Annotated in this window: 28 protein-coding genes and 2 pseudogenes; 17 read left to right on the top strand and 13 right to left on the bottom strand. The window is 63.4% G+C overall.

Features of this window, described 5'->3' with window-relative positions:
- Both KUO17_RS23055 and KUO17_RS23050 read left to right on the top strand, forming a co-directional pair.
- On the top strand, positions 1-798 hold a 798-nt coding region (locus KUO17_RS23055; protein ID WP_217977889.1), incomplete at its 5' end, for a TonB-dependent receptor.
- A gap of 317 nt (positions 799-1,115) precedes the next feature.
- The gene (locus KUO17_RS23050) at positions 1,116-2,552 is read left to right on the top strand and encodes a di-heme oxidoreductase family protein (protein WP_217977894.1); all 1,437 of its coding nucleotides are present in this window, start codon (positions 1,116-1,118) and stop codon (positions 2,550-2,552) included.
- Positions 2,553-2,606: 54 nt separating this feature from the next.
- Here KUO17_RS23050 and KUO17_RS23045 read toward each other — a convergent pair whose 3' ends face one another.
- Positions 2,607-3,569 (bottom strand): GlxA family transcriptional regulator, encoded by a 963-nt coding sequence (locus tag KUO17_RS23045; protein WP_217977888.1) that lies wholly within the window; start codon positions 3,567-3,569, stop codon positions 2,607-2,609.
- A gap of 149 nt (positions 3,570-3,718) precedes the next feature.
- Positions 3,719-3,928: a hypothetical protein gene (locus KUO17_RS23040; protein ID WP_217977887.1), complete on the bottom strand. Its 210-nt coding sequence runs from the start codon at positions 3,926-3,928 to the stop codon at positions 3,719-3,721.
- Positions 3,929-4,020: 92 nt separating this feature from the next.
- Here KUO17_RS23040 and KUO17_RS23035 point away from each other — a divergent pair, with 92 nt between their 5' ends.
- The 3 genes and pseudogenes from KUO17_RS23035 to KUO17_RS26820 form a co-directional block, all read left to right on the top strand.
- Positions 4,021-4,770: a hypothetical protein gene (locus KUO17_RS23035; protein WP_217977886.1), complete on the top strand. Its 750-nt coding sequence runs from the start codon at positions 4,021-4,023 to the stop codon at positions 4,768-4,770.
- Positions 4,771-5,053: 283 nt separating this feature from the next.
- Entirely contained in the window at positions 5,054-6,946 is a 1,893-nt protein-coding gene (gene mrdA / locus KUO17_RS23030) for a penicillin-binding protein 2 (RefSeq protein ID WP_217977893.1), read from the top strand.
- 80 nt (positions 6,947-7,026) lie between these two features.
- Positions 7,027-7,170: pseudogene (locus KUO17_RS26820) on the top strand (LysR family transcriptional regulator); the annotation flags it as partial.
- Between the two features lie 78 nt (positions 7,171-7,248).
- Here KUO17_RS26820 and KUO17_RS23025 read toward each other — a convergent pair.
- Together KUO17_RS23025 and KUO17_RS26815 are read right to left on the bottom strand one after the other, a co-directional pair.
- The gene (locus KUO17_RS23025; protein WP_217977885.1) at positions 7,249-7,566 is read right to left on the bottom strand and encodes a DUF2388 domain-containing protein; all 318 of its coding nucleotides are present in this window, start codon (positions 7,564-7,566) and stop codon (positions 7,249-7,251) included.
- Between the two features lie 121 nt (positions 7,567-7,687).
- The gene (locus KUO17_RS26815) at positions 7,688-7,813 is read right to left on the bottom strand and encodes a hypothetical protein (RefSeq protein ID WP_255263749.1); all 126 of its coding nucleotides are present in this window, start codon (positions 7,811-7,813) and stop codon (positions 7,688-7,690) included.
- A 96-nt stretch (positions 7,814-7,909) separates the two neighbouring features.
- On the opposite strand from KUO17_RS26815, the gene KUO17_RS23020 reads away from it, so the two are divergent.
- Both KUO17_RS23020 and KUO17_RS23015 read left to right on the top strand, forming a co-directional pair.
- Entirely contained in the window at positions 7,910-8,533 is a 624-nt protein-coding gene (locus KUO17_RS23020; protein ID WP_217977884.1) for a glutathione S-transferase family protein, read from the top strand.
- Complete coding sequence (locus tag KUO17_RS23015) at positions 8,511-9,713, top strand: MFS transporter (protein ID WP_217977883.1); 1,203 nt, start codon at positions 8,511-8,513, stop codon at positions 9,711-9,713. The genes KUO17_RS23020 and KUO17_RS23015 overlap by 23 nt, the downstream gene beginning before the upstream one ends.
- Before the next feature lie 291 nt (positions 9,714-10,004).
- Here the strand turns inward: KUO17_RS23015 and KUO17_RS23010 are convergent, their stop codons facing one another.
- The gene (locus KUO17_RS23010) at positions 10,005-10,895 is read right to left on the bottom strand and encodes a DMT family transporter (protein ID WP_217977882.1); all 891 of its coding nucleotides are present in this window, start codon (positions 10,893-10,895) and stop codon (positions 10,005-10,007) included.
- Between the two features lie 104 nt (positions 10,896-10,999).
- Here KUO17_RS23010 and KUO17_RS23005 point away from each other — a divergent pair, with 104 nt between their 5' ends.
- Positions 11,000-12,331, top strand: a complete 1,332-nt coding sequence (locus tag KUO17_RS23005; RefSeq protein WP_217977881.1) for an aminotransferase-like domain-containing protein — start codon at positions 11,000-11,002, stop codon at positions 12,329-12,331.
- A gap of 88 nt (positions 12,332-12,419) precedes the next feature.
- Here the strand turns inward: KUO17_RS23005 and KUO17_RS23000 are convergent, their stop codons facing one another.
- On the bottom strand, positions 12,420-12,884 hold the full coding sequence (locus KUO17_RS23000; RefSeq protein ID WP_217977880.1) for an FAD/FMN-containing dehydrogenase: 465 nt from the start codon (positions 12,882-12,884) through the stop codon (positions 12,420-12,422).
- A 139-nt stretch (positions 12,885-13,023) separates the two neighbouring features.
- Between KUO17_RS23000 and KUO17_RS22995 the strand changes: the two genes are divergently transcribed.
- From KUO17_RS22995 to KUO17_RS22985, 3 genes are read left to right on the top strand one after another with little or no spacing between them, the layout of a single operon-like run.
- On the top strand, positions 13,024-14,148 hold the full coding sequence (locus tag KUO17_RS22995) for an alkene reductase (RefSeq protein WP_217977879.1): 1,125 nt from the start codon (positions 13,024-13,026) through the stop codon (positions 14,146-14,148).
- Positions 14,149-14,205: 57 nt separating this feature from the next.
- Positions 14,206-14,547 (top strand): ArsR/SmtB family transcription factor, encoded by a 342-nt coding sequence (locus KUO17_RS22990; protein ID WP_255263748.1) that lies wholly within the window; start codon positions 14,206-14,208, stop codon positions 14,545-14,547.
- Positions 14,522-14,833 (top strand): DUF7693 family protein, encoded by a 312-nt coding sequence (locus KUO17_RS22985; RefSeq protein WP_255263747.1) that lies wholly within the window; start codon positions 14,522-14,524, stop codon positions 14,831-14,833. The genes KUO17_RS22990 and KUO17_RS22985 overlap by 26 nt, the downstream gene beginning before the upstream one ends.
- Here KUO17_RS22985 and KUO17_RS22980 read toward each other — a convergent pair.
- Together KUO17_RS22980 and KUO17_RS22975 are read right to left on the bottom strand one after the other, a co-directional pair.
- Positions 14,830-15,159 carry a hypothetical protein gene (locus tag KUO17_RS22980; RefSeq protein ID WP_217977878.1) on the bottom strand — a complete coding sequence of 110 codons (330 nt, stop codon included), beginning with the start codon at positions 15,157-15,159 and terminating at the stop codon, positions 14,830-14,832. The genes KUO17_RS22985 and KUO17_RS22980 overlap by 4 nt on opposite strands.
- Positions 15,160-15,273: 114 nt before the next feature.
- Positions 15,274-16,408: pseudogene (locus KUO17_RS22975) on the bottom strand (GGDEF domain-containing protein).
- A 208-nt stretch (positions 16,409-16,616) separates the two neighbouring features.
- Between KUO17_RS22975 and KUO17_RS22970 the strand changes: the two are divergent.
- On the top strand, positions 16,617-17,342 hold the full coding sequence (locus KUO17_RS22970) for an AraC family transcriptional regulator (protein WP_217977877.1): 726 nt from the start codon (positions 16,617-16,619) through the stop codon (positions 17,340-17,342).
- A gap of 76 nt (positions 17,343-17,418) precedes the next feature.
- A complete protein-coding gene (locus KUO17_RS22965; RefSeq protein WP_217977890.1) occupies positions 17,419-18,402 on the top strand; it encodes a DMT family transporter in 984 nt (327 codons plus the stop codon).
- A 16-nt stretch (positions 18,403-18,418) separates the two neighbouring features.
- Here KUO17_RS22965 and KUO17_RS22960 read toward each other — a convergent pair whose 3' ends face one another.
- A complete protein-coding gene (locus KUO17_RS22960; RefSeq protein WP_255263751.1) occupies positions 18,419-18,928 on the bottom strand; it encodes a thioredoxin family protein in 510 nt (169 codons plus the stop codon).
- A gap of 121 nt (positions 18,929-19,049) precedes the next feature.
- On the opposite strand from KUO17_RS22960, the gene KUO17_RS22955 reads away from it, so the two are divergent.
- On the top strand, positions 19,050-19,523 hold the full coding sequence (locus KUO17_RS22955) for an NUDIX hydrolase (RefSeq protein WP_217977875.1): 474 nt from the start codon (positions 19,050-19,052) through the stop codon (positions 19,521-19,523).
- Here KUO17_RS22955 and KUO17_RS22950 read toward each other — a convergent pair.
- Complete coding sequence (locus KUO17_RS22950) at positions 19,507-19,998, bottom strand: DUF2199 domain-containing protein (RefSeq protein WP_217977874.1); 492 nt, start codon at positions 19,996-19,998, stop codon at positions 19,507-19,509. The genes KUO17_RS22955 and KUO17_RS22950 overlap by 17 nt on opposite strands.
- 89 nt (positions 19,999-20,087) lie before the next feature.
- Here KUO17_RS22950 and KUO17_RS22945 point away from each other — a divergent pair, with 89 nt between their 5' ends.
- Complete coding sequence (locus KUO17_RS22945; protein WP_217977873.1) at positions 20,088-20,552, top strand: GNAT family N-acetyltransferase; 465 nt, start codon at positions 20,088-20,090, stop codon at positions 20,550-20,552.
- Between the two features lie 37 nt (positions 20,553-20,589).
- On the opposite strand, the gene KUO17_RS22940 is transcribed toward KUO17_RS22945, so the two are convergent.
- Entirely contained in the window at positions 20,590-21,444 is an 855-nt protein-coding gene (locus KUO17_RS22940; protein WP_217977872.1) for a CAP domain-containing protein, read from the bottom strand.
- A 114-nt stretch (positions 21,445-21,558) separates the two neighbouring features.
- Here KUO17_RS22940 and KUO17_RS22935 point away from each other — a divergent pair, with 114 nt between their 5' ends.
- A complete protein-coding gene (locus KUO17_RS22935) occupies positions 21,559-21,954 on the top strand; it encodes a hypothetical protein (RefSeq protein WP_217977871.1) in 396 nt (131 codons plus the stop codon).
- Between the two features lie 13 nt (positions 21,955-21,967).
- On the opposite strand, the gene KUO17_RS22930 is transcribed toward KUO17_RS22935, so the two are convergent.
- Together KUO17_RS22930 and KUO17_RS22925 are read right to left on the bottom strand one after the other, a co-directional pair.
- Positions 21,968-22,690 (bottom strand): GNAT family N-acetyltransferase, encoded by a 723-nt coding sequence (locus tag KUO17_RS22930; protein WP_217977870.1) that lies wholly within the window; start codon positions 22,688-22,690, stop codon positions 21,968-21,970.
- 73 nt (positions 22,691-22,763) lie between these two features.
- A complete protein-coding gene (locus KUO17_RS22925; RefSeq protein ID WP_217977869.1) occupies positions 22,764-23,648 on the bottom strand; it encodes a LysR family transcriptional regulator in 885 nt (294 codons plus the stop codon).
- Positions 23,649-23,764: 116 nt separating this feature from the next.
- Here KUO17_RS22925 and argC point away from each other — a divergent pair, with 116 nt between their 5' ends.
- On the top strand, positions 23,765-24,688 hold the full coding sequence (gene argC, locus KUO17_RS22920) for an N-acetyl-gamma-glutamyl-phosphate reductase (protein ID WP_217977868.1): 924 nt from the start codon (positions 23,765-23,767) through the stop codon (positions 24,686-24,688).
- The last annotated feature ends 104 nt before the right edge of the window (positions 24,689-24,792 follow it).

Genomic DNA, 24,792 nt, shown 5'->3' with positions numbered 1-24,792 from the left:
GACTTCACCAATGAAATGACCGGCGCTGACTATGACATCAACGATTACGGGCTGATCAAACAGCCCAAATTGAGCGTGGTGTACTCTCCCTTCACATTCGCCAGCGTCTATGCAAACTGGGGCCGCACCTTCCAGGTGGGCACCGGCGCCGCGGCCTACAAGGTGCCCCCGCGCAACGAGGACCTGGCCCCTTCAATCAACGAAGGCTGGGAAACCGGCATCAAGTTCACCCCTGTCGCCTGGATGGATGGCCGCGTCGCCTACTGGCGCCAGGACGCTACAGGGGAAGTCAGCCGGCGTCTGAATGACCCCAGTGGCGAATCGGACAATGTGGGTGAGACCAAACGCTGGGGCTATGACCTGCAGATGAACATGCGCCCAGGTGAACGCACCGAACTGTGGATGTCCTACTCCTGGCAATACTCGAAGATTCTTGAGCCAAGCGCAGCGCTGCCCGGCAGCAAGGGCAAGGAAATCGACCATGTGCCTCATCATCTGTACAGCGCCGGGGCCAGCTATCAGGCCACGCCTGCACTACAACTGACAGCGTGGATGAACGGCCAGACCAACTACTACCTGGAACGCGAAAACACCCAGGGCACCTATGGTGGCTATGTACTGATGAACCTCGGCGCGGTGTACAAGGTGAGCGAGACGCTCAGTGTGGACCTGCAATTGAAGAACCTCACTGACCGCTATTACGAATATGCGTGGTACGACCCGGATGGCGCGAATGCGTCGCTGCATTCTCCGGGAGATGGACGGGCACTGTATGCGGGGTTGACCGTCGACTTCTGACGGCGCGGGAGTGCCTGGTATGTCACCAGGCACTTGTCCATTCGAACAGCAGCGAGCGCCTGGTTCTTCCATGACATGAATCCAGAAGCATGAAAGTTGCCCCGAACGCCCAGGATCACAGGCTCCAGCCGCTGCGACACCCTGTCGCAGGTATCTGTCCGGCACCCGATACGCTCGCTGAAACACGCCCCCTACCCACGCCCTGCGTCACACTGTCGCGCCTGCGGTGTACAGCGTCTTGCCAATAGACTCTCTCAACCACGCCAAGTCGTTGGGAGTCTGAGAGGAACGCTGTGAAAGCAATCTGCTTGCATCTGTTGAATACCGTCACACCGCAGTGGCGACGAGTCCCCGTATTTCACCTCCTCGCTCTCACGCTGGTCGGCTGGCTGGCCGGTTGTGGCAACCCTGACGCCAAGCCAGAACCGGGCGAGCAACTGCCAGGTGGCAGCACCACTGTGCAACGCTTCGACAAAAACGCCTTTTCCATGCCTGCGGCCAACCTGACGCCGCTAAGGCGAATGGATTTTTTCGTTGGCAATGCATTTTTCCGGGGCAACTGGCACGTTGCACAAGAGGGCGGGCATCAGCGCGGCCGTGTCGGACTGGGACCGTTGTTCAACACCGATGCCTGCCAAAGCTGCCATATCAAGGATGGCCGAGGCTTCCCACCGACCGAAGGCAGCAACCAACCCGCACTGTCGTCCCTGGTGCGCTTGTCGATTCCGGCAACCGGGCAGGTCGAACAACTCGCGCGCCTGGGCGCCATTCCCGAACCGACCTATGGGCTGCAACTGCAGGACATGGCAATCGAAAACCATGTTCCGGAAGGCCGCATCCATCTTCGCTATCAGCCTCACCCAATCATCCTGGTCGACGGTGAACAGATCACCCTGCGCAAGCCGCTGATCGATATCCGCGAACTCGGCTACGGGCCACTGCACCCACAGACGCAGATGTCGCTGCGGGTGGCACCGCCAATGATCGGCCTGGGCTTGCTGGAAGCTATCCGCGACATCGACATTGAGCACAATGCCATGCAGCAGGCGCAAGCAGGTGGCCCTGTACGGGGTCAGGTGAACCAGGTCTGGGACGATCTGCATCAGCGCACCACGATCGGCCGATTTGGCTGGAAAGCCGGCCAGCCCAATCTGGACCAACAGAACGCACACGCCTTCGCAGGCGACATGGGCCTGACAACCCGCCTGCTCCCATCAGATGACTGCAGCGAGCATCAGACGACCTGTCGCCAGGCGCTACAAGGCGGTACGCCGGAAGTCAGTGACAAGGTCAGCGCACAGGTACTGTTCTACACCCGCACCGTGGGCGTACCTGCCAGACGCGGTGTAGACGAGCCTCGGATACTCGAAGGCAAGGGAGTATTCCATGCCGCAGGTTGCGCTACGTGCCACCGCCCATCCTACGTCACCGGTGAACACCCGGTACCTGAACTGTCCGGGCAACGTATCTTTCCCTATACCGATCTACTGCTACACGACATGGGCGACGGCCTGGCCGACCACCGCAGTGAGTTTCGGGCCGATGGCCGCCAATGGCGTACCCCACCCCTGTGGGGCTTGGGCCTGACCGCAACCGTCAGTGGCCACACGCAACTGCTGCATGATGGCCGTGCACGCAGCGTGCTGGAGGCAATTCTGTGGCATGGCGGCGAAGCCAGCCAGGCACGCGATGCCGTGGTTGCCATGGACCAGAAACACCGTGCAGCCCTGCTGATGTTTCTTGAGTCACTATGAGGAACCTGCAGCCATTGAGTGCAAACGTCAGATCGAGGCTACCTTCACTTGAATTTACTGCTGCGAACCAAAGCGAGCACGGTACGCCGCCGGGGTGACACCGACCTGTTTGACAAACCTTCGAATCAGCGTTGATTCATTGCCCAGACCGCAGCTTTTGGCTATCGATTTCAGTGGGCTATCTGAAGTGACGAGCAAATGACGGACCGCATCCAGCCGCAGCGACTCAACCATCTTGCTGGGTGTGCGCCCTGTGCTTTCGGTATACCGGCGAGCAAAGGTTCTCTCGCCCATCTTCATGAAGTCTGCCATGACAGACACCGAAAGATCACTGCCTAGGTTGTTGTTCAACCAGGCATGAAGGTCTGAGAAATGACTGCTTTGGGATTGCAGTGCCAGCGATGAACTGAACTGCTCCTGCCCCCCAGGGCGCTTCAAGAAAACCACCAGGTGACGCGCTACTTCGAGTGCCGCTGCGTGCCCCAGGTCGTTCTCGACGATTGCAAGCGCCATGTCAATGCCCGAGGTCACACCGGCCGATGTCCATACATCACCATCATTGATAAATATAGGTCCACGTTTAACCACCACCGAGGGAAAGGCGCTTTCCAGTTCGTCATAGGCAGACCAATGCGTGGTCACTGTTCGGCCCTCCAGTTTACCGGCAGTTGCAAGCGCAAATATCCCCGTACACACCGACACTAAACGCTGGGCATTGTGTGCATGTTCGACAAAGTGCGAGAAAAACCTTGAATCCTTGCAAAACGCTTGTATACCCGCCCCTCCCGGCACAATCAGCGTGTGCGCGGAGGGCGTTCCCGCCTCTAGAATTTCGGCATTTATTGAGAACCCAGAAAACACCTCAGGCGTATCCCGTAACGCAATAATCGACGGCAAGTAAGGCGGGAGGGGTGAGCGTGCCAGATAATTAGCTGCAATAAAGACTTCCAACGGCCCTGCCAGGTCAAGAAGACTAATCCTGGGATAAACAAGAAACTGTATCGACTTGGTCTGCATTCATGGCCTCTCCAGAACCCCCATTGACACGCCAGCGATCTTGATCACTTTGACTGAAATCGTCAATGTTTTGTCCTTCGTGGAGGCAAGAATCAATTTACCCTTTTTTCCAACAGGTCACGTTGAGCAGACGCCCTGCAATACCCTCTTCATGGGACTTCAGCATGTTCACACCAGCACGTAATATCATTGAACTCGAGACGGAGATGGATGAGATCCTGCACCTTGAAATCCTGCTTCTCCTGAATAACATAAAACAGGTTTCGCCCCACTGTGCCGGGTACACATTCAAAGAAACTCATCGCCCCCGTCAGTGGGTCATAGCGTTCGCCTGGCATGACCAGACCGCCATGCAGCATCACTTCTCGTCCTCTGCACTGCAGGTTCTCCTGACGCTATTGGTTTCAAGGTGTTCCAGACTGTCTTTCGGAGAAGTTTCAACGACCGCAGCGTGATTAACCGCAAACGCTTCAGTCACTATAAAAACAATCCGCTTCACTCACTGCGAAAGGCCACTATGTCCTGCTCACACTTGCGCCTGCACTTCGATTCAAAACACATGGTCAACCTGTTGAAGCCGACGTTGGCTGCCACCTTGCTTTTAATCGTCGCAGGTTGTGCAAAAATACAACCTCATGAAGACATTCACAGCAACACGTCGGCCCCCATTGAATTGCCCGCCGGCCCTGTCGCCCTCGTCGTTTCTGAGTCAGCGGCCGAAACGATCAGGGACCTGACCACCTACCATGACCACTTCAAAAATGGCTGGGTGGCGCGCCTGTATACCCACGCCATACGACAAGCCTACGTAGAAACCTCAGCCCCTGACTTGAGCCTGGCCGGCGTTACGCTGATCCTCAAGAAGCGCTTCAGTGAAGTACATAACTATCAATCACTGGAGGAAGCCTCACACAGCGGCTTGCCACTGATTGCAACATTAGGCATGAAAATTCAGCTCATCAACAATCGCTCATCGGAGCCGGCATCGCACCTCTCGCTGGACTTCTACACGCCAAACAAACGCTATCTGGGAACCGTTGAATCCAGTACCCGACGCGTACTGACCCCGCTGTGGACACACAACAAACGCGAGCCCGAAATCGTGGCGCAAATACGACAACAGGAAGCCGTTCAACGTCAATCGCTTGAATCACTTGAGCAGCGCCTGAGCAACATTTCCGTAGAAAAAGCCAGCTTCTGACGGCACGACAAACCGTTGTTTTTTCGTGATGCAATCCCGATTTTTGCTGACCACCGACAAGTACGCGTCATCGCTGAACTGCCGCCGCCCCCCTGCATGAACAATTCTTCATGAGGGCCCAAGCCCCCGAGTAAAGGGCGGCAGACGCTACCGGACAGTCGCCTGCGCTGGCGCAACCTTGAGGGCCCGGACCAGCCTGCGTAGGATCGCCGTCCGCCCGCGTCCCCCTGCTGCACCGTGCCCAAGGTCGCGCAGCGTGCCCGTTTTTCGCCAGAGCCTGCACATGCCGCAACCGATTCCGCTGAAAGATCACGAGAAAGAAACCCACCTGGTCAACCGCCGGCTGGTGGCGTGTGGCGTTTTCGTGCTCGCGCTGGTGGCGGTGCTCGTGGGCAGGCTGTACGTGCTGCAGGTGGTCCAGCACGACTACCAGTCGGCCGTGTCGCAGAACAACCGCGTTCATGTACTGCCGATCGCGCCCGAACGCGGCTTGATCTACGACCGCAACGGCGAGGTACTGGCCGACAACAAGCCCAGCTTCAACCTGACCCTGACCCGTGAACGTGCAGGCAACACGCCTCAGGTGCTGGACAACCTGATACAGATCCTGGGCTTGAGCGAAGAGGACCGCACGGATTTCGAAAAGGACCTGCGCCGGGGCCGCAAGCCCTTCGAGCCGGTCACCCTGATGTTCGGCCTGAGCGAAGAGCAGATCGCGCTGATCGCGGTCAACCAGTTCCGCCTGCCGGGGCTGGAAGTGGAGGCACAGTTCATTCGCGAGTACCCGATGGGCGCGCATTTCGCCCACTCGGTCGGGTACGTGGGGCGCATCAACGAAAAAGAGGCCAGGCAGCTGGACACCACCGAATACCGCGGCACGCAGTCCATCGGCAAGACCGGCATCGAGCACTTCTACGAAGCCCAGCTGCACGGCTATGTGGGCTATGAGGAAGTCGAGACCAATGCCCAGGGCCGCATCATGCGCGTGCTCAAGCACCAGGACCCGGTGCCGGGGGCCAACATCGTACTGAGCCTGGACGCCCACCTGCAGCAGGCGGCCGAAAAGGCCCTGGGTGACCGGCGCGGTTCGGTGGTGGCGCTGGACCCGGCTACCGGAGAAGTGCTGGCCATGGTCAGCAACCCGAGCTTCGACCCCAACCTGTTCGTCAAAGGCATCAGCTTGCGGCAGTACGCCGAACTTCGCGACTCGATCGACAGGCCGCTGTTCAACCGCGTGCTGCGCGGCCTGTATGCACCGGGTTCGACGATCAAGCCGGAAGTGGCCATCGCCGGCCTGGACAGCGGCGTGATTACCCCAGCCAGCCGGGTGTTCGACCCTGGCTACTACGAACTGCCCAACTACGAGCACAAGTACCGCAACTGGAACCGCAGCGGCGACGGCTGGGTGGACATGTACAGCGCGATCATGCGTTCCAACGACACCTACTTCTACGACCTCGCGCACAAGCTGGGGGTGGAGCGCCTGCACGATTACATGAGCGAGTTCGGGCTGGGGCAGAAGGTCTCGCTGGACATGTTCGAGGAAGCGCCGGGGCTGATGCCCTCGCCGGCCTGGAAGCGCGCCAACCGTCGCCAGGCCTGGTACCCGGGGGAGACGCTGATCCTGGGGATCGGCCAGGGCTACATGCAGGTGACGCCGTTGCAGCTGGCGCAGGCCACCAGCCTGTTGGCCAGCAAGGGCGTGTGGCACCGCCCGCACCTGGCGATGCGCGTGGGCGACGCCCCGCCCGTGGATGCCAACCCGATGCCAAACATCGTGTTGCGTGACAGCCATGCGTGGGACCAGGTGAACCAGGGCATGCAGATGGTCATGCATGCGCCCCGCGGCATTGCACGTGCCGCGGCGGCCGGGGCGCAGTATCGCATTGCCGGCAAGAGCGGCACGGCGCAGGTGGTGGCGATCAAGCAGGGTGAACGCTACAACCGCAACAAGACCCTGGAGCGGCACCGTGACAACGCGCTGTTCGTGGGCTTCGCACCGGCGGATCACCCCGGCATCGCAATTGCCGTGATGATCGAGAACGGCGAGGCCGGTGGCCGCGTGGCCGGGCCGGTGGTACGCGAGATCATGGATGCCTACCTGCTGGATGGGCAAGGTCGGTTGAAACCCGACTACGCGGGGGCTACCTCGAAAGTGCCGGTGCCGCCTACCTGACGACGTGGTGTGTCGGGACGTACGCATCGGCCGAGGCAACAACGCCCCACCCACTTGGCGATCACCAGGGTGCACATCCCATCAAGGTGCACGGCGCGTTGGGCTGCAACGATGACGAGGTGGCCCTGAACTGGGCGCTGGAAGGGTTCGGGATTCTACTGCGGGCCGACTGGGACATCGCCCGTTACGTGCGCAGTGGCAGGCTGCGCCTGGTACTGGGAGACCCCATCGAGGCACCGTGGCATCGGCCCCTGTGCCGGCGAACCAGCCGAGGGGCCGCAGCAACGGGCAGCACTGCCCGGTCAGCGCCCTGCGCCCAGCTCATCCTGAGTCAGAATCGCCTTCGCCAGCTCTTCATCGCTGGCCTTCAGGTCCGGGTTCTGCTGGCGGATGCGCTGCAACATGGATTCCAGGTACACCCCCCTGATAGCCCCGCCACTGGCAATGAAGGTGGAGGCGTCATCGCGCGCCGGAATAACGATCTTGTCGTCCTTGAAGGTTGAATACAGCGAGGCGGACACCCCGGCAGACGTGGCAACATCGCCAGCATCCACACGGGCCAGGGCCGTGCCGAACGGCAGACAGAGCACAAGCGAAGAAACCAGCAGTATGCGACGCATGACGGTGCCTCCAGAGTGGGATAGCTACATCCCATGAGATAGCTGTGCGCGAACAAGAGTTCCCTGCCCGTCACCGCCGTCCAGCACTATTGGCCGACGATACGCACCACATCGCCCTGGGTCAGGCCGTCCGGAGGATTGGCGATGATCCGTCAGGACCGATCGGCACGTTGATGAAAAAGCCTGCCCGCCACGACAGCCAGTCGGCCATCACGCCGCCCAGCACCCGCATCAGGTAGCTGATCAATCGTGCCGCGCACCTGCAGCGATGCGTACTGGCGCAAATGCGCTCGCACGGTGACAATCGCTGCAGCCTCAGCCCACCGAACGTTCAGGACATCCCATGCTGCAGATACTTGGCAAAGCCTCATCGATCAATGTACGCAAGGTGCTGTGGGCCTGCGCCGAACTGGGTATCGCCTTCGAACGCGAAGACTGGGGCTCAGGGTTTCGCGCCACGCACACCCCGGCATTTCTGGCGCTGAACCCCAATGCCATGGTGCCGGTGATCAAGGACGGCGACTTCGTGCTGTGGGAGTCGAACTCGATCCTGCGCTACCTGGCCAACCAGTACGGCGGGCAGCACCTCTATCCTGCGCAGCCCAGGCTGCGCGCACGGGTCGATCAGTGGATGGATTGGCAGGCCACCGACCTCAATGGCTCGTGGAGCTATGCGTTCCTGTCGCTGGTGCGCCATTCGCCGGAGCATCAGGACCCGCCCACCCTGGCCAGTGCCTGTGAACGCTGGACCAAGAACATGCAGATCCTCGAACAGCAACTGCAGGCGACCGCTGCGTACGTGAGCGGCAAGCAGTTCTCGCTGGCGGACATCCCCATCGGCCTGTCGGTGAACCGCTGGTACGAGACCCCACTGGAGCACCCGGAGCTGCCAGCGCTTCGGGCATACTACGAGCGTTTGACCGCACGCGAGGGATTTGTCACCCATGGCAGAAACGGCACCCCCTAGCCCAGCACTCACCAGCGACCCATCGCTGCGCCGGCGCACGCTGTTCGCCGGCTGCAGTGCGCATGCTGTGCATGACGGCCTGACCGATGTGATCTATGTGCTGCTGCCGCTCTGGCAAGCGCAGTTCGGCCTGAGCCTGGCTCAGGTCGGGCTGTTGCGCGGGGCCTATTCGGGAACCATGGCAGGCTTTCAGTTACTGGCCAGCCGTGCGGCCAGACGCTGGGGCCGCGAGCGTCTGCTGGTAGGCGGCACGGCGCTGGCCGGCCTGGCGTACCTGGTGGCAGGCCTTGCCGGCGGACTGGGCGTGCTGCTGATCGCCTTGATGCTCGGCGGCCTGGGCGCCAGTACCCAACACCCGCTGGCCTCCTCGATGATCACCGATTCCCACGCCGCAGGGGGCGGCGTCAAGCAGGCGCTGTCGCACTACAACTTCGCCGGCGACATCGGCAAGGCCGTGATTCCTGGTCTTGTCGGCGTGTTGCTGCTGGTACTCAGCTGGCGTACCAGCGCCACGTTGCTGGGGCTGTTGGGCCTTGCGGCGGCTACGCTGCTGTGGTGGCTGATCCCCTCGCGCGCCGACGCCTTCGCCAGTCGCCAGAAAACACCGCCCCTGGGCAGCGGCACAGGCTCGCCCGGCGGGCTGCGCGCACTGTTGCTGCTGGGGATACTCGACAGCGCAGTGCGCATGGGCTTTCTGACGTTCCTGCCGTTCCTGCTCACGCTCAAGGGCGCCGGTTCCGCCGGCATCGGCCTGGGGTTGACGCTGCTGTTCGTGGGCGGTGCGTTCGGCAAGTTGCTGTGTGGCTACCTGGGCACCCGCATCGGCCTGTTGAAAACCGTGTGGCTCACCGAATCGGCCACGGCTGCGCTGATCGTGCTGGCGGTGTTCCTGCCGTTTTCCGTGACGATGGCGATGCTGCCCCTGCTGGGCCTGGCGCTCAACGGTACGTCTTCGGTGCTGTACGGGGTAGTGCCGGAGCTGGCGGCGGCGAGCAAGCACGAACAGGCGTTCGCGCTGTTCTATACCGGCACCATCGGTGGCGGTGCACTGGCGCCGGTGGTGTTCGGGCGGTTGGGGGATATGGCCGGTGTGCCGAGCGCGGTGATGCTGCTGGCGGCGACGCTGCTGTTCACCCTGCCGTTGGCGTGGGCGGTGCAGCGGGGTTTGACGCGTCAATAATAGTAGAGAAAGAAGGCGCGGGGCTCGGCGCCTTCTTGCGTGGCAGTGATTACAACGGAGAGATCGTACCCAACGCACCAATCGCGAAGGCCAGCGCCAGGAATCCGAACACGAAAATTGCCATCTTGCCCATGGGAGCTCCTAACTGAGGGGGTGTTGCTGTAGAAGGCCACATTGTCTGCCCGCCGCTGATCCCGAAACAGATGCAGGTGGCGCAGCAAAATACGTATCAGATTAGATCGGTGGCGCGGCCTTGCCGGCCAAAGCGCCCGCTCAGGCGCTGCACGCGGATCATTTAGCCCACTTCTTCGCCCCCGCCACACACAGGATCACCCCCACCGTCACGCTCAGCATGCCCAGGCTGACCTGCTCGCCCAGCAACGTCGCTGCCAGCGCCAGGCCAAAGAATGGCTGCAGCAGTTGCAACTGCCCCACGGCGGCAATCCCGCCCTGCGCAAGCCCGCGGTACCAGAACACAAAGCCGATCAGCATGCTGAACAGCGACACGTAGGCCAGGCTGGTCCAGGCCGGCAGGCTGATACCCGAGAACGAAACGGGTGCCAGGAGCACGGTCAAGGCCAGCATGAACGGCAGCGACAGCAGCAGCGCCCAGCAGATTACCTGCCAGCCTCCCAGCGCCTTGGACAGTACGGCGCCTTGCGCATAGCCCAGCCCGCACACCACCACCGCCAGCAGCATCAGCAGGTCACCCTCGGGCGACGCTGCCAACCCCTGCGACAGCGCAAAGCCCACCACCATCAGGCAGCCCAGCACCGAAAACAGCCAGAACACCGCACGTGGGCGCTCGCCGCCACGCAATACGCCAAACACCGCCGTGGCCAGCGGCAGCATGCCGATGAACACGATCGAATGCGCCGAGGTGACGTACTGCAGCGCCAGCGCGGTCAACAACGGAAAACCCACCACCACTCCCAGTGACACGATGATCAGCGGAACGAGTTGCTGCCGAGCCGGGCGCGGCTGTTTCAACAGCACCAGCAGCGCGAGCGCCAGCATCCCGGCGATGGCCGCACGGACGACGGTGAGAAACACCGGGTCGAACTCCAGCACCGCCACCCGCGTCGCGGGCAACGAGCCGCTGAAGATCACCACACCGATCACGCCGTTTATCCAGCCACGGGTGGTGTCATCCCGTATGCGGGGTTGAAGGGTCTGTTCCATAGAGATCACGCTCGCCTGATTGCTGGGTAAAAGTGCGGTTGCAAACGACGATGCTAGGACTGAATATCAGCACAATCAAAAAATCGTCATGGATACATTTGCCCATGCCTCGCTCTCGCTACAAGACACTGGTCGATGCCCTGGCGGCCGATATCCGTTCGGGTGTGCTGGCTCCGGGTACCCGCCTGCCCACCCATCGGCAATTGGCAACTGACCAGGGCCTGGCGTTGGTCACGGCCTCACGGGTGTATGCAGAGCTTGAGCAGATGGGCCTGGTCAGCGGCGAAACCGGGCGCGGCACCTTCGTGCGCGAGACCTCGCTGCCCCCCGACCTCGGTGTCGACCAGCAAGTGATAGCGGCCGGCATGGCCGACCTCAATTTCAACTACCCGTCCTTGCCCGGGCAGGCCGACCTGCTGCGCAACGGGTTGCGCCAACTGGCGTTATCGGGTGACCTCGAGGCCGTGCTGCGCTACCAACCGCACGCTGGCCGCCCGCACGAGCGCGCCTGTTTCGCGCGCCACCTGGCCAGCCGCGGGCTGGACGTTTCGCCCGAACAACTGCTGGTGGTCAGTGGCGCCCAGCACGGCCTGGCCGTGGTGCTGATGGCATTGTTGCAACCGGGCGACGTGATCGCCGCCGACGCGCTCACCTATTCCGGCTTCAAGGTACTGGCCCAGGCGTTGCACCTGGAAGTGCTGCCCATCCCGGTCACCGCGCACGGGCCGGACCTGGACGCACTGCAACGGCTTTGCAGCAGCCGACCGGTGCGCGCCGTGTACTGCATGCCGACCTTGCACAACCCCCTGGGCTGGGTCCTGGACCTGGCCCAGCGCGAGCACCTGGTGGCGATTGCCCGTGCGCACGACCTGCATCTGATTGAAGACGGCGCCTATGCCTTTCTCGCCGACAACCCGCCGCCACCCTTGGCGCAACTGGCCCCCGAGCGCACGCTGTACGTTTCGGGGTTATCGAAAAACGTGGCCACGGGCTTGCGCGTCGGCTTCATCGCCGCGCCCGAGCACCACGTCGCCGCCCTGGAACGCAGCATCCGCGCCACCACCTGGAATACCCCCGGGATTATCACGGCCATTGCCTGCGCGTGGATCGAAGACGGCACCGTAACTCAGCTCGAAGCGCACAAGCGCGCCGATGCCCAGGCCCGGCAAGCCATCGCTCGCGAGGTGCTGGCCGGGATGCCCTGCGTCACCCACCCAGGCTCGTATTTTCTGTGGCTGGCGCTGGCAGACGATGCACGCGCCGACCAGATCGTCGCCGCGCTGATGCGCGAACAGGTGGCCGTGTCCACGGCGCAGCCGTTTGCGACCACTGCGCACGTACCGCGTGCACTCCGGCTGGCATTGGGCTCGGTGGACCTGGCCACGCTGCGCACTGCACTGGCCAGGGTGCGCTGGCAGGTAGAGGCCGGCTCCTGACAGGGTATGCTGCGTTGCCCACCCGATTTTCGGGCGGGAGGAGCGCATGCGTCGTGCCTTTCAGAAAGAGCTGGGTACCACACAAGGCTCACCGGGCCTCTTCCAGTGCCGCACGCAACGCCTCGGCATCCGAAAACTCACGCACCGTCGCCACCTTGCCCTGCTTCAGTTGCACCCACAGCACGCTGTCCTCCGCGCCCGGATAGCGTGAAGCCACCTTGCCGTCACGGTCAAGCATCACCCGGTAGCTGTAGTCGCGCATGGCCGGGATGGCGAACAGCTTGGCGATCAGCGCGGGCATACGCTGCACATCGGCAACGAATACCGCATGCCGCGCCTCGAGGTAGCCCTTGGGACCATCCTGCATGGCCGCCTTGACCAACTTGGCGCCGTCCATGTTGCGCGCTACCAGCATGATGGCCGTCTGGTCATCGAGGCTGTAGGCCTGGTCGTACTGATCCAGCAGGGTCCAGGGCGCCAGGCGCTCTCCCGTCTCCAGCGCCTGGGCAAACAGCGGTATCAGGCCAAGCAGCAGTACGCTCAGGTATTTCACAGCACACCTCGGTCCATTGGGTTCCAGTCAAGCCGGGGACTATAACCCGACTGCAGCGCGCGATTGCGCGCACATACACATTTAAACATTCGAATGTGTTAATGTATTTGCACTTTCCCTTCCCGACACCGGAGCCCGCATGACCGCCACCACCTTGTTCAGCCCCCTGGCCCTGGGCGACCTGACCCTCAGAAACCGCATCGCACTGCCGCCGCTGACCCGCTCGCGCAGTGAACAGCCAGGGGACGTGCCCAATGCACTGATGGCGACCTACTATCGCCAGCGCGCCAGTGCCGGCTTCATGGTCACCGAAGGCACCCAGATCGAGCCGCGCGGCCAGGGTTACGCCTGGACACCGGGCATCTACAGCCAGGCGCAGGTCGATGGCTGGCGCCAGGTGACCGACGCGGTACACGCCGAAGGCGCAGTGATCTTCTGCCAGCTATGGCATGTCGGCCGGGTCTCGCACACCAGCCTGCAGCCCGACGGCCAGGCGCCGGTGGCACCGTCAGCACTGCCGGCCACCGCGGTCAAGGTGTTCGTCGAAACCGCACCGAATGCCGGCGCATTGGCCGACCCGAGCCAGCCACGGGCGCTGGCCACCGATGAAGTCCAGGCACTGGTGCAGATGTACCGACAAGCTGCACTCAACGCCCAGCGCGCCGGTTTCGACGGCGTCGAACTGCATGCCGCCAACGGTTACCTGATCAATCAGTTCATCTCCGAACACAGCAACCAACGCACAGACGCCTACGGCGGTTCGCTGGACAACCGCCTGCGCTTTCTGCGCGAAGTCACCGAAGCGGTGATCGACGTGTTCGGCCCGGCACGTGTCGGGGTGCGCTTTGCACCGCTGTTTGAAACCACCGAGCAAGCACGGGTGTACCTTGGGCTGGTAGAGAAAGACCCGCACCACACCTACATCCAGGCCGCCGCCATGCTTGAAGAGCTGGGCGTCGGTTACCTGTCGATCGCCGAAGCCGACTGGGACAACAGCCCCGAGCTGCCGCAGACGTTCCGCCAGGCGCTGCGCGAAACGTTCAGCCGTCCGATCATGTATTCGGGCTGCTATACCGAGGCCAAGGCACGGCGTGTGCTGGACGAGGGGTATGGCGATCTGTTCGGGTTCGGGCGCACCTTCATTGCCAACCCCGACCTGCCCCAGCGCCTGCAGCACGGCCTGGCGCTGAATCCGGTCGACCATGCCACGCTGTACGGCGGCGGCGCACAAGGCTACATCGACTATCCGGGCAGCAACGCATAAAGTAGCGGCTTTTGGCAGCGGGGCCAGCCCCCGCCTGTTGAGGCGAGGTGGGCGACGATGCAACTGAACGAGGCGATCAAGGTGCTGTCCAGCCAGACCCGGCGGGCAGTGCTCAGCTGGCTCAAGGACCCGCATAGCGCATTCGCCAGCTACACCCAGCTGTACGACTTCGGTGTATACGGCGTCTGCGCAAGCCTGATCCAGGACAAGGCCGGGCTGTCGCAGCCGGCCACTTCGCTGTGCCTCAAGGCCCTGCTGGACGCTGGCTTCGTGACCGCCACCAAGGTCGGCAAGTGGACCTATTACCGGCGTGACGAGGCCCGGCTTTGCGCAGCGCTGCGCGGTTTGCTGGCTGACCTGCAGGTAGACACCCTTGAACACGACAAACCCTTCGCCTGAGCGCAGGCTGGCGGCCCGGGAGGTGTGCCAGCAACTGCGCGACGCCGCGCTCGGGCTGTGCACGCTGCGCTACCTTGCACCCGCGCCAGCCTGCGGCCTGGTGCACGTCGATATCGACGGCTGGCACCTGACCCTGGACACCGAGCACGGCCACCTGCAGCACTGCCAGCACTGCCGCAGCCCCGACGGACGGCTCTACGAACGCGGGCAACACTACGGCACCGACCCCGTGTACCTGCTCAGCACCTGGGAGCTGGCGCAGATAGAGCGCCTGCTCAAGGGCTAGCGCTGCGCCACCGCATGACGGGTGCACTGCTCGTAATACGTCTGCTTGATTGCCGCAGGCTTCAGTCGCGAACGGCTGTTGTAGGTCTGCTCGGTGATGCCCATGGCCGTCATGCGCATCCACGGCTTGGGGAACTTGCGCGCCTGCAGGCGCTTGCGCGCAGCATACAGCGTCACCCCCGACAGCTTGGACTGCTGCGCACCGGCGGCAATGTCCGAGCCCCAGCTGCAGACAAAACGATCGTTCTTGTTCAACGCCTTGGCCTGCGCCGCCAGCGAGAAAGTGACCGCCGCACACAGCGCCACGCTCATCACAAATGCCCGCATAAAGTCATCCTAACGTGTTGAAAGACGGCGAGTTTGCCAAGGAAGAAATGACTCGGGGGCCAGCAAATTGCCTTACTGCTCGTCCAGCGGCTGCGCGCCAGGATCGCCACGCGATCAGTCCGCCGCCACCACCTGGTTGCGACCCAGCGCCTTGGCCCGGTACATGGCACGGTCGGCGCTGTTGAGCAGGTTGTGCAGGTCGGTGTGCGAAGCGCTGGCGACCGCTACACCGAGGCTTGCGGTCATGCTCTGGCGGCCTTCGTTCTCGTGCACGAACTGCAGTTGTGCGATGGCCTGGCCCAACTGCTCGGCAATGCCCACTGCGGTATCGATCGGTGTGTCGGCCAGCAGCACGGCAAACTCCTCGCCCCCCAGCCTGCCGTACACATCGGTGTCGCGAAACGAGGCCTTTATCACCCCACCGATCTGACGCAACACCTCATCCCCCACCTGGTGGCCGTAGGTATCGTTGATACGCTTGAAGTGGTCGATATCCAGCATCAGCGCACACAACGGGCGTTGCTCGCGCTGGCTATGGCTGTACAACTGCTGGGCGTGCTCGAAGAACGCACGGCGGTTCTTGAGGCCGGTCAACTCGTCGGTTTGCGCCGCACTGCTGGCGATGTTGTGCGCGCGCTCCATTTCGTGGGTCAGGCAAAATGCCTTTTCCAGCGCCGCGCAGAGTTTGCCGGTGGCGCGCACCATGAACGAGGAAAACAACAGCACTGCCAGTGCCATGCCCACCTGCAGGGTGGAGGGCTGCAGCAGCAGCCACAGCGTACACGGCAGCAATACCAGACAGATGGCGGCCAGCGTCATGGAGCGGTAGGCGTAATAGCACGACACCGCGCTACCCGACATGCCCACCGCAAACAGCAGCACCAGTGCCTGTGCCAGCAGGCTGTCGGCAGGCATCACCGCCAGCGCCCCCCCCGCCCCAGATACCCGCCGACAGCACCAGCGTGATCCAGTACTTGCGCTCCCAACGCTGCGGCGTCCGCGCGCCTTCCGGGCTGCGGTAGTAGGTGGTGAACAGGATGATGCGCAGCACGGTTGCCGCACTCAGTGCTGCGATCCAGCCCAGTGCGACGCTGTGCTCGAAATAGTCCCAGCACAGCCAGCACAGCATCAGCGCACCGAGGAAACTGCCGTATACGGCAGTCAGCGACTGGCGAAACAGCAACTGCAAGCGGTCTTTGCGCGCCAACTGTGCAACGAACAGGTCATGATCAGGTGTGGTGTGGTCCATTGACTCGGCCCGGTAGGGTGAAACGGTTCTGAATCGGCATTGTGGCACCGTGCGATCATCCGGAAAAGCCGGCTGTCGCTTCTGGAACGGGCCACGGCATGTGGAGCTATCCAGGTCTCACCGCGTGTGTTTGACTTTCCGGGTACGCCGCGCTTGCACTACCCTGCACGCACTCTGACATGTCTACGCTACAGCTTGGGGTGGCATTTTGACGTTGCACTTGGAAATTCGCAGTTATCCGACCGAAAGCGCTCATCACCAGCATGACTTCGCGCAGGTGGTGCTGCCTGTCTGCGGGCACATGGAGATCGAGGTGGACGGGCGCGGCGGCCTGATCGACCCTGCGTCTGCGGCGCTGGTGGCACCCGGGGCGGTGCATGCGCAACTCACCCCGGCGCACAGCCGCTTTCTGGTACTCGACTGCCCAGTGTCTGCACTGGCCCCCCTTGCACTGCAGACCCTGGCACAGCGCATCCATGTGCCGATCGCGCCGGCCACGCGTCGCCTGATCGAATACGCCGAACTGCTCGGCACCACGCAACTGCGCGCAAGCGTTGCGCACCTGGCCCCCTTGCTGCTCGCTTCGCTGACCTTGCCGTCGGTTGCGCCGGCAGCCGGTCTTGAGCGCCTGCTTACCCGCGTGCAGGCGCACCCTGGCGATCAATGGAGCAATGAGCACATGGCGCAAGTGGCGGGCATGAGCATGCGCCAGTTGCACCAGCGCATCGGCGAGCACCTGGGCACCACGCCCCAGGCCTGGCTGACGCAGGTGCGCATCGAGCACGCCCAACGCTGGCTGGGCGACAGCGCGCTGCCGATCGCCGAGATTGCGCTGCGCAGCGGCTTCAGCGACCAGGCCGCCCTCACCCGTACCCTGCAGCGTGTGTGCGGCATTACCCCGGCGGCGTGGCGCAGGCAACAGCAGCCTCGGTAAAAAATCCCGCAGTTATCGACAATACCGCACGGCACCCAGCGTTCAGACTCGAGCTTTCCGATTGGATGTGGGTGTACTGTTCGTGGATCGATCGTTGGCAAAAGGGCTTGGTTACGGCGTCGCGGCCGGTGTGTGCTGGGGCGTGATCTTCCTGGGGCCACAGCTTGCGGCGGGCTTGAGCGGTGCTCAGTTCGCAGTGCTGCGGTTTCTCTGTTATGGCGCGTTTTCACTGGCGTTGCTGCTGCCGCGCTGGCGCCAGGTAAGCGCGCAATTGGCCCGTGCAGACTGGGTGGCGTTGTTCTGGCTCAGCCTGATCGGCAACCTGGTGTACTACTCGCTGGTGGGGAGCGGTGTGCAGTTGGTCGGCATTGCCACTACCTCGCTGATCGTCGGGCTGATCCCGGTGCTGGTGACCCTGGCCGGGCGCCATGACGCCAATGCAGTGGCGCTCAAGCCACTGCTGCCCTCGCTCGGCCTTGCCTGTGCAGGCGTGGCGCTGGTCAGTCTGAATGCCTTGCGCAGCAGTCAGGACGGCCCGGCCTCCACCGGCAGTGTGGTGGTGGGCCTGCTGTGCGCCGTGGGCGCCTTGCTCAGCTGGAGCTGGTACGCCGTGGCCAATACGCGGCGGCTGGGCGTGCTGCACACGGTTTCATCGCATGACTGGGCGCTGTTGACCGGCGTAATGACCGGTGCGCAGGCGCTGGTGCTGGCGATCCCGGTGCTTGGCCCTGCGGCTGCAGAACATGCCCTTTCGAGCTGGGGCCACTTCGTGCTGGTAGCCGCCGGTGTGGCCCTGCTCTCTTCGGTGGTGGGTGGCGTGTGCTGGAACCAGGCCAGTCGCCTGCTGCCGCTTGCGCTGAGCGGTCAGGTACTGGTGGTGGAAACGCTGGCAGCGTTGCTGTTCGGCTTTGCGTGGGAACAACGGTTGCCCACAGGCCTTGAGCTGGCGGCCATTGCCTTGCTGGTGGGCGGCGTGGTGTGGTGCCTGAGCTGCCACCGGACGAGGGCTGCAGGGCCTGTGCTGCCGGGGGGCAGCGCACGAGGCGCTCGCACACCCTGAGTGCACAGTGCAGACACTACAGCGCAGGTTGAACGGTGCGCGTTTTGAGCAACGCCTGGATCACCTGCTCCTGCTCCTCATACTTGCCCTCGCCAAAATGCACATAGCGCACTTGACCCTGTGCATCGACGAAGTAATGCGCCGGCCAGAACCGGTTGTCGAAGGCGTTCCAGATCGCATGGTCGTTATCCACCGCCACCGGGTAGCCGATGCCCAGCTTCGCCACCTGCTCGCGTACGTTGTCCAGCACACGCTCGTAGTCATACTCGGGCGCATGCACCCCGATGACCACCAGCCCCTGGTCGCCATAACGCCTGGCCCAGCGGTTCACATACGGCAGGCTGCGCTGGCAATTGATGCAGTCGTAGGTCCAGAAATCCACCAGCACCACCTTGCCCTTGAGCGCCTCGCGGTCCAGCGGCGCACTGTTGAGCCACGCCACCGCGCCGCTCAACGCCGGCATCTGCCCGTAGTCCGACAACGGCGGCCCTGGCTGCGCCACGGCGCCGCCCCCGAACAAAAGCATCGCCCCCAGCAACCCGATTGCTTTCACATGCTTCATGCACATCACTCCTCTGACAGTCCAACTTCCGTGTTTGCAAGATACTATTAGCCCTTTTACCCAACGTCAGGGAAGCCCTAGCAAAATGCGTGAACGAAAATCGGCACGGCTGTTGATCATCAACGCCAGTGCACAGGTGCTGCTGTTCAGGTTCGTGCACACACAAGGCGCGCTGGCCGGCCAGGACTACTGGGCGACACCCGGTGGCGGCGTCGAGCCGGGTGAAACCTTCGAGCACGCCGCCCTGCGCGAGCTGCAGGAAGAAACCGGCATTCGCGTCACCGACGTCGGCCAGGCCGTGGCCGAGCGCACCTTCCCCTTGCGCTTGCCCAGCGGGGAGACGGTACGGGCTGTGGAGCACTACTTCGTGGTGCGCGTCGACAACCCTGCCCTTTCTCGCGCGCAATGGACCGCGCAGGAAGCCCAGGTGATGGCGGATCATCGCTGGTGGTCGGCGGATGCGCTGAGCACCACCGCAGACACCGTGTTCCCCGAAGCGCTGCTGCAGATGCTGCGCCAGGCCGGTGCCTTTGCGGCACCGCTTACGCCGGCTGGCTGATCTGCGCGCTGTACTCATGGGCACGGTGCAGCGTTATTCCATCGCGTTGCTCCACAGCCAGCGGGTGGCTGTCAGCCGGCAGGTAGATGCGCGGTCGCTGGCCCGGCGCGCTCAGTTGCAGGCGTGCCTCCAGCCCCAGGGTATCCGCCTGCCCGTGGATGCGATTGGCCAGGCGCGCCGCAAACGGCGCCTGGTCGCGACCATCCTCATCCCACAGCTCGCAAACGCGTTCAAACGCTTCGGGATCGACTTCGACCCAGGCACCGATGCAATATTCGTCATTGGCCTCCAACAGGGCCAGCGGCAGCACGCCCCGCAGGAAAAAGCGTTGCCCGTCGATCACGCACCAGTCGTTGCTGCCCTGCACGCTGTGCTCGCGCTCTGCCGGGGTGAGTTGCGCCGCGGCATCGGGCCGCCGGTAGGCCAGCTCCAACGCTTCAAGCGGGTGATCGACGGAACATTGAGAACACAGCACGGCGGGCGTCCATGGCAGCAAGGCGCATCAGTATAGTGCAGGCGAGCGGTGTTGCCCCGCTGGCCTGCCTGAAACCAACGGAGAGTGAAATGCTCAAGATCCAACGTGCGACCCCGGACGATGGCGCAATTGCCTTCGACATACGCCGCCAGGCGATTCGCCAGCAATGCATCGGTGCCTACACCTCGGAGCAGATGCTGGCATGGACTGCAGGGTCGGCCGACAACGGCTATGGCGCGCTCATGCACGGACATTTTTTCCTTGGCTATATCGACGGCCAGCCGGTAACCACCGGCATGCTGGATGTCGAGGCGCGCGAAGTGGGGGCGATCTTCGTGCTGCCGGCGTTCATGCAGCGTGGCTATGGCACACAGATGCTGGCCTACCTCGAAAACCTGGCGCGCTCGCTCGGGTTGCAGGATGTCACCCTGGACGCCACATTGAATGCGGCTGCGTTCTACCGGCACTGCGGTTACGCAGGCGAACAGACGTCAATCTACCATTCGCCGCTGGGCATTGAACTGGCGTGCATACCGATGGTGAAAACCCTGTAGGCGCCCGCCTTGCTGGGCGTAACGCGCCTTCTGACCCTCACTGCGTGCCGAACATCGCCGTCCAGTAGATCCCGGCATCGCTCTTGGGGTCTACCGCGTAGGCGGCGCCCAGTTCCTTGAACTGCGGGTTCATCAGGTTGGCGCAATGCCCGGCGCTGGCCAGCCAGCCGTCGACCACCTTGCGCACGCTGTCCTGCCCGGCCGCGATGTTCTCGCCGACCTGCTGGTAGCTGTAGCCTTCAAGCTCCGCGCGATCGCCCGGCATGCGACCGTCGCGGTCCTTGTGGTCGAAAAAGTTGAGGTTGGCCATGGCCCGCGCATGCCCCTGGGAGGCTGACGCCAGCGTGGCGTTCCAGGCCAAGGGGGCGCTCGCGGCAAACGCCTGCCCGCCACATTGGCGCGCTTGTGCCCTGGCGCCGTTGATCGCCTCCAGCAGCTTCTGCCCTTCGGCCTGGGGTTCGCCCAACGTGCCACTGAGCAACGGGCGCGCCAGCACGATGCGCCAGTCCCGTTCTTCACGGCTGACGCCCACATCGACAAACTGCGGGTCCAGCACGACCTGGCAGAAGCTTTCCTGAATCGCCTTCATGGCGGCAGCGGCGTCGCGCGGGCCCGACAGGCTGATGGCCTGCACACTGACCATCGGATACGACGCACGTACCAGCGCCTGCTGCAGGTCACCGGTGCCATTGGCCGACAGTACCAGGCGCGGGTCGCCGGCCAACGGCGGCAACTCCAGCGACACCTGGCCGGCACAGCGCTGCGGCAGGCTGCGGTAGGCGTTGATCGACTCGACCAGTTGCGTCTGCTCGCTCGCCACCGCCTGGGTGATGGTGAGCAGCATACCCAGTGCCAACGCGCCCAGACGCAGCCTGGATGATAAGACGTGCATGTAACTCTCCCTTAAGCAAACTGCGCCCATGATGCGTGATTTTGCGCAGCTTTCGTAGCATTCGAGGTTGCGTCGCATTAGCATGGCCGGCCCGATTGCCCGGTATCGCTGCCCATGCACGTGCAACCCTGCCACTCGCTGGTGGTCATCAAGGTCGAACCTTACACCGCCGATAGTGACTGTGCGGCGGTCGGGCTGCGCAGTGCACTGGGCGAAATCAGCGTGTTCAGCTACCCCTGCGACGTGCGCGTGGGCAGCCTCGTGCATACGCCGCTATCGAGCTTGGATGCACAAGTGCAGGCAGCGTTCCTTGACGACTGGCCACAGGCGCAGAAAAACGCCTGCGCCGTCGAGCGCCTGGAGCAGACCGGCCCCTATGCCTACCGCGGCTGCGGGCACGTGGTGGACCGTGCGCAAGGCCTGATCAGCGTGCTGGGTTTTGTGATCGACGTGGGTGAGGTGCCGTGCGAGGGCGCGGTGACATTCGAATGCCAGCGAATAGACCTGTAACCCTGCAGCCGACCTACACCAGCCGCAGCCCGGCCGCCGGCACCTGCGGCGCGGCATCGCCCAGCCGCTGCTGCACGAACAGGCTGGCCTGGCGCGTCATCTGGTCGAGCTGACGGTCGCGCTGCTTTTCCGCGTCCACCATCGCGCGCTTGCCATGCTGTTGCAGCAGGTAGGTGTGGATCTGCTGGATCTCCAGCGTGCGATAGATCGGCGCCACATCCAGCACTGCCACCCGCCCGTCGGTGGCATAGTCTCGCGTGTTCATCAGCACCTGCGGGCCGCGCGCGCCCAGCACCTGAAAGCCCAGCGCCTCGAAGACACCGACCTTGCCCACCGCGCAGGCGAGTTCGGCATGCGGGTAGCGTTCGCGCATGCGCGCCAGCAGCGTACGCGCAATGCCCTGGCGCCGGTGCCCGGCCTGCACCGCCATGTACGCCACCGCGCAGGCGTCGGGGTCGTCCTGCACCGGCAGGTACAACACAAAGCCCAGCAGCACGTCGGGGTCCTGCTCGTCGGTGGCCACCAGCAACTCTACCGACAGCCCGCGGGTGCCACTCAGGGCTTCCAGGTACAGGTGCACCTCGTAGCCGATGCCGTACTGATAGAGGTTGTACAGCGGGTTGCTGGGCGTCAGGGCCACGCTGCTGATATCGGTCAGGTAGTCGACCACCATCTGCAGGATCTGGCCCTTGATCGGCTCGGTGGGCGGGGTTTGCAACAGGGTGATAACGGGCATGTGAACGTCTGGCTCCGGAAACGAGGTGACCTGGGGTCGTGCCAGGGATTCTACAGGTCTGCGCGCCTGTACCCTACCCTGCGCTCAACCCACGCAGCACCTGCAGCACATGTTCGGTGGCACGCTCGACGTCACCGCTGCGGTGGGCGATGCCCAGCTGGCGCCACAGCAGCGGCTGCAACGGGCGCATCACGATGCGCGGGTCGGCCAGCGGCGTGGAACCTTCATTGGGCAGCAGGGTGGCACCGTAGCCTGCCGCCACCAGGCTTTTGATCGCGTCGTTGTAGTTGAGCTGGATACGCGGCGCGGGTTGCTGCCCGGCGCTGTTGAACCATTCCGCAGTCAGGCGCGACAGGCCGGTACTGCTGTCGTTGAGGATCAACGGCTGCCCGGCCAGCCACTCCGGCGTGACCACCGGCGGGCATGCCCAGCGCGCCGGCAGGTAGGCCATCACCGGATCGCGCCGCCACGGCGCGATGTGAACGCCCTTGACCGGGCCTTGCGGCAACGCCACCAGGCCGATGTCCAGCGCACCGTCAGCGAGCTTGTTCACTGTCTCATGGGACGTCAGCACCGCCACCTGCACATCGATGCCAGGGTGTTCGTGGCTCAGGGTTTCCAGCGCCTGGGGCATCAGTTGCGCAATCGCCCCGGTCGAGGCGCCCAGCCGAACCCGACCGGCCAGCCCCAGTACCTGGCGCTGCACATCCTCCAGCGTTTGCTGCGCATCGGCCAGCAGGCGCCGGCCACGCGCCACCAGGGTTTCGCCAATCGCCGAGGGCTGCACGCGCCCACGTGTGCGCGACAGCAGGTTGGCGCCGATGCGGGCTTCCAGCTCCGCAATGTGCAGGCTGACCGTGGGCGGTGCCAGGTTGAGCAGGCGCGCCGCCTCGGCGAACGAGCCAAGGTCCGCGATAGTGACCAGCGTGCGCAGGCGATCGAGGCTGATTTCACGCATGGGAGCGCTCCTGATTCATAAAACCTGAATCTTACGTTCATCAAATTCAACTTTTACTATCTTAACGCGGCACTGAAGATAAGCACTGCTGATTTCTCACGTGCGAGCACATGACCATGGCCACTCCTGTTGTATTCATCGATGGCGACCAGGGCACCACCGGGTTGCAGATCCACCAACGCCTGCAGGGCCGTCGCGACCTGCAGTTGCTGACCCTCCCCGCCGAGCACCGCAAAGACCCGCAGCACCGCGCCGAGGCCATCAACGCCTGCGACATCGCCATGCTGTGCCTGCCTGACGACGCAGCGCGCGAGGCAGTGGCGAGCATTCACAACCCGGCGGTGCGCGTGATCGATGCGAGTTCGGCGCACCGTACCCACCCGGAGTGGGTGTATGGCTTTGCCCAGATGAGCCAGCAGCAGGCCGAGCGCATCGCGACGGCCAGCCGGGTCAGCAACCCGGGGTGCTACCCGACGGGTGCAATCGGCTTGCTCAAGCCGTTGCTCGCTGCCGGTCTGGTGCCGCAGGATTACCCGGCCAGCATTCATGCTGTTTCGGGTTATTCCGGTGGTGGGCGCCCTGCCGTCGAGGCCCATGAGGGGCCGGGCGCTGCGCAGTCGCCTGCGTTTCAGCTGTATGGGCTGGGGTTGGCGCACAAGCATGTGCCGGAGATCCAGCAGTACAGCGGGCTGGGGCAGCGGCCGCTGTTCGTGCCGGGGTATGGCGCGTTTCGCCAGGGCATCGTGTTGACCATCCCGTTGCACCTTCGGTTGCTGGCCCCTGGCACTACCGGGGAGCAACTGCACGCGTGCCTGGCGCGGCATTATGCTGCGTTGCAGCATGTTCAGGTGATGGCGCTGCAGGAAGCGAAGGCGCTGACCCACCTGGACCCGCAAGTGATGAATGGCACGGACGACCTGCGCCTGATGGTGTTCGAGAATGGTGATCAGGTGTTGCTGGCGGCGGTGTTCGACAACCTGGGCAAGGGGGCGGCCGGGGCGGCGGTACAGAATCTTGATCTGATGGTGGCTGGGTATTGAGCATCTGCGAAACCTGATGCCTGGCCACCAAGGCTGAAAACGCCGATCCTGCAGGCCTATGGTGGTTCGGCTTCAAATCTTCCTGGGCTTGAAGATGCACGCCT

It is taken from the genome of Pseudomonas aegrilactucae (assembly GCF_019168305.1).
Classification (GTDB): Bacteria; Pseudomonadota; Gammaproteobacteria; order Pseudomonadales; family Pseudomonadaceae; genus Aquipseudomonas; species Aquipseudomonas aegrilactucae.
This window is presented reverse-complemented; position numbering and strand designations above follow the sequence as displayed.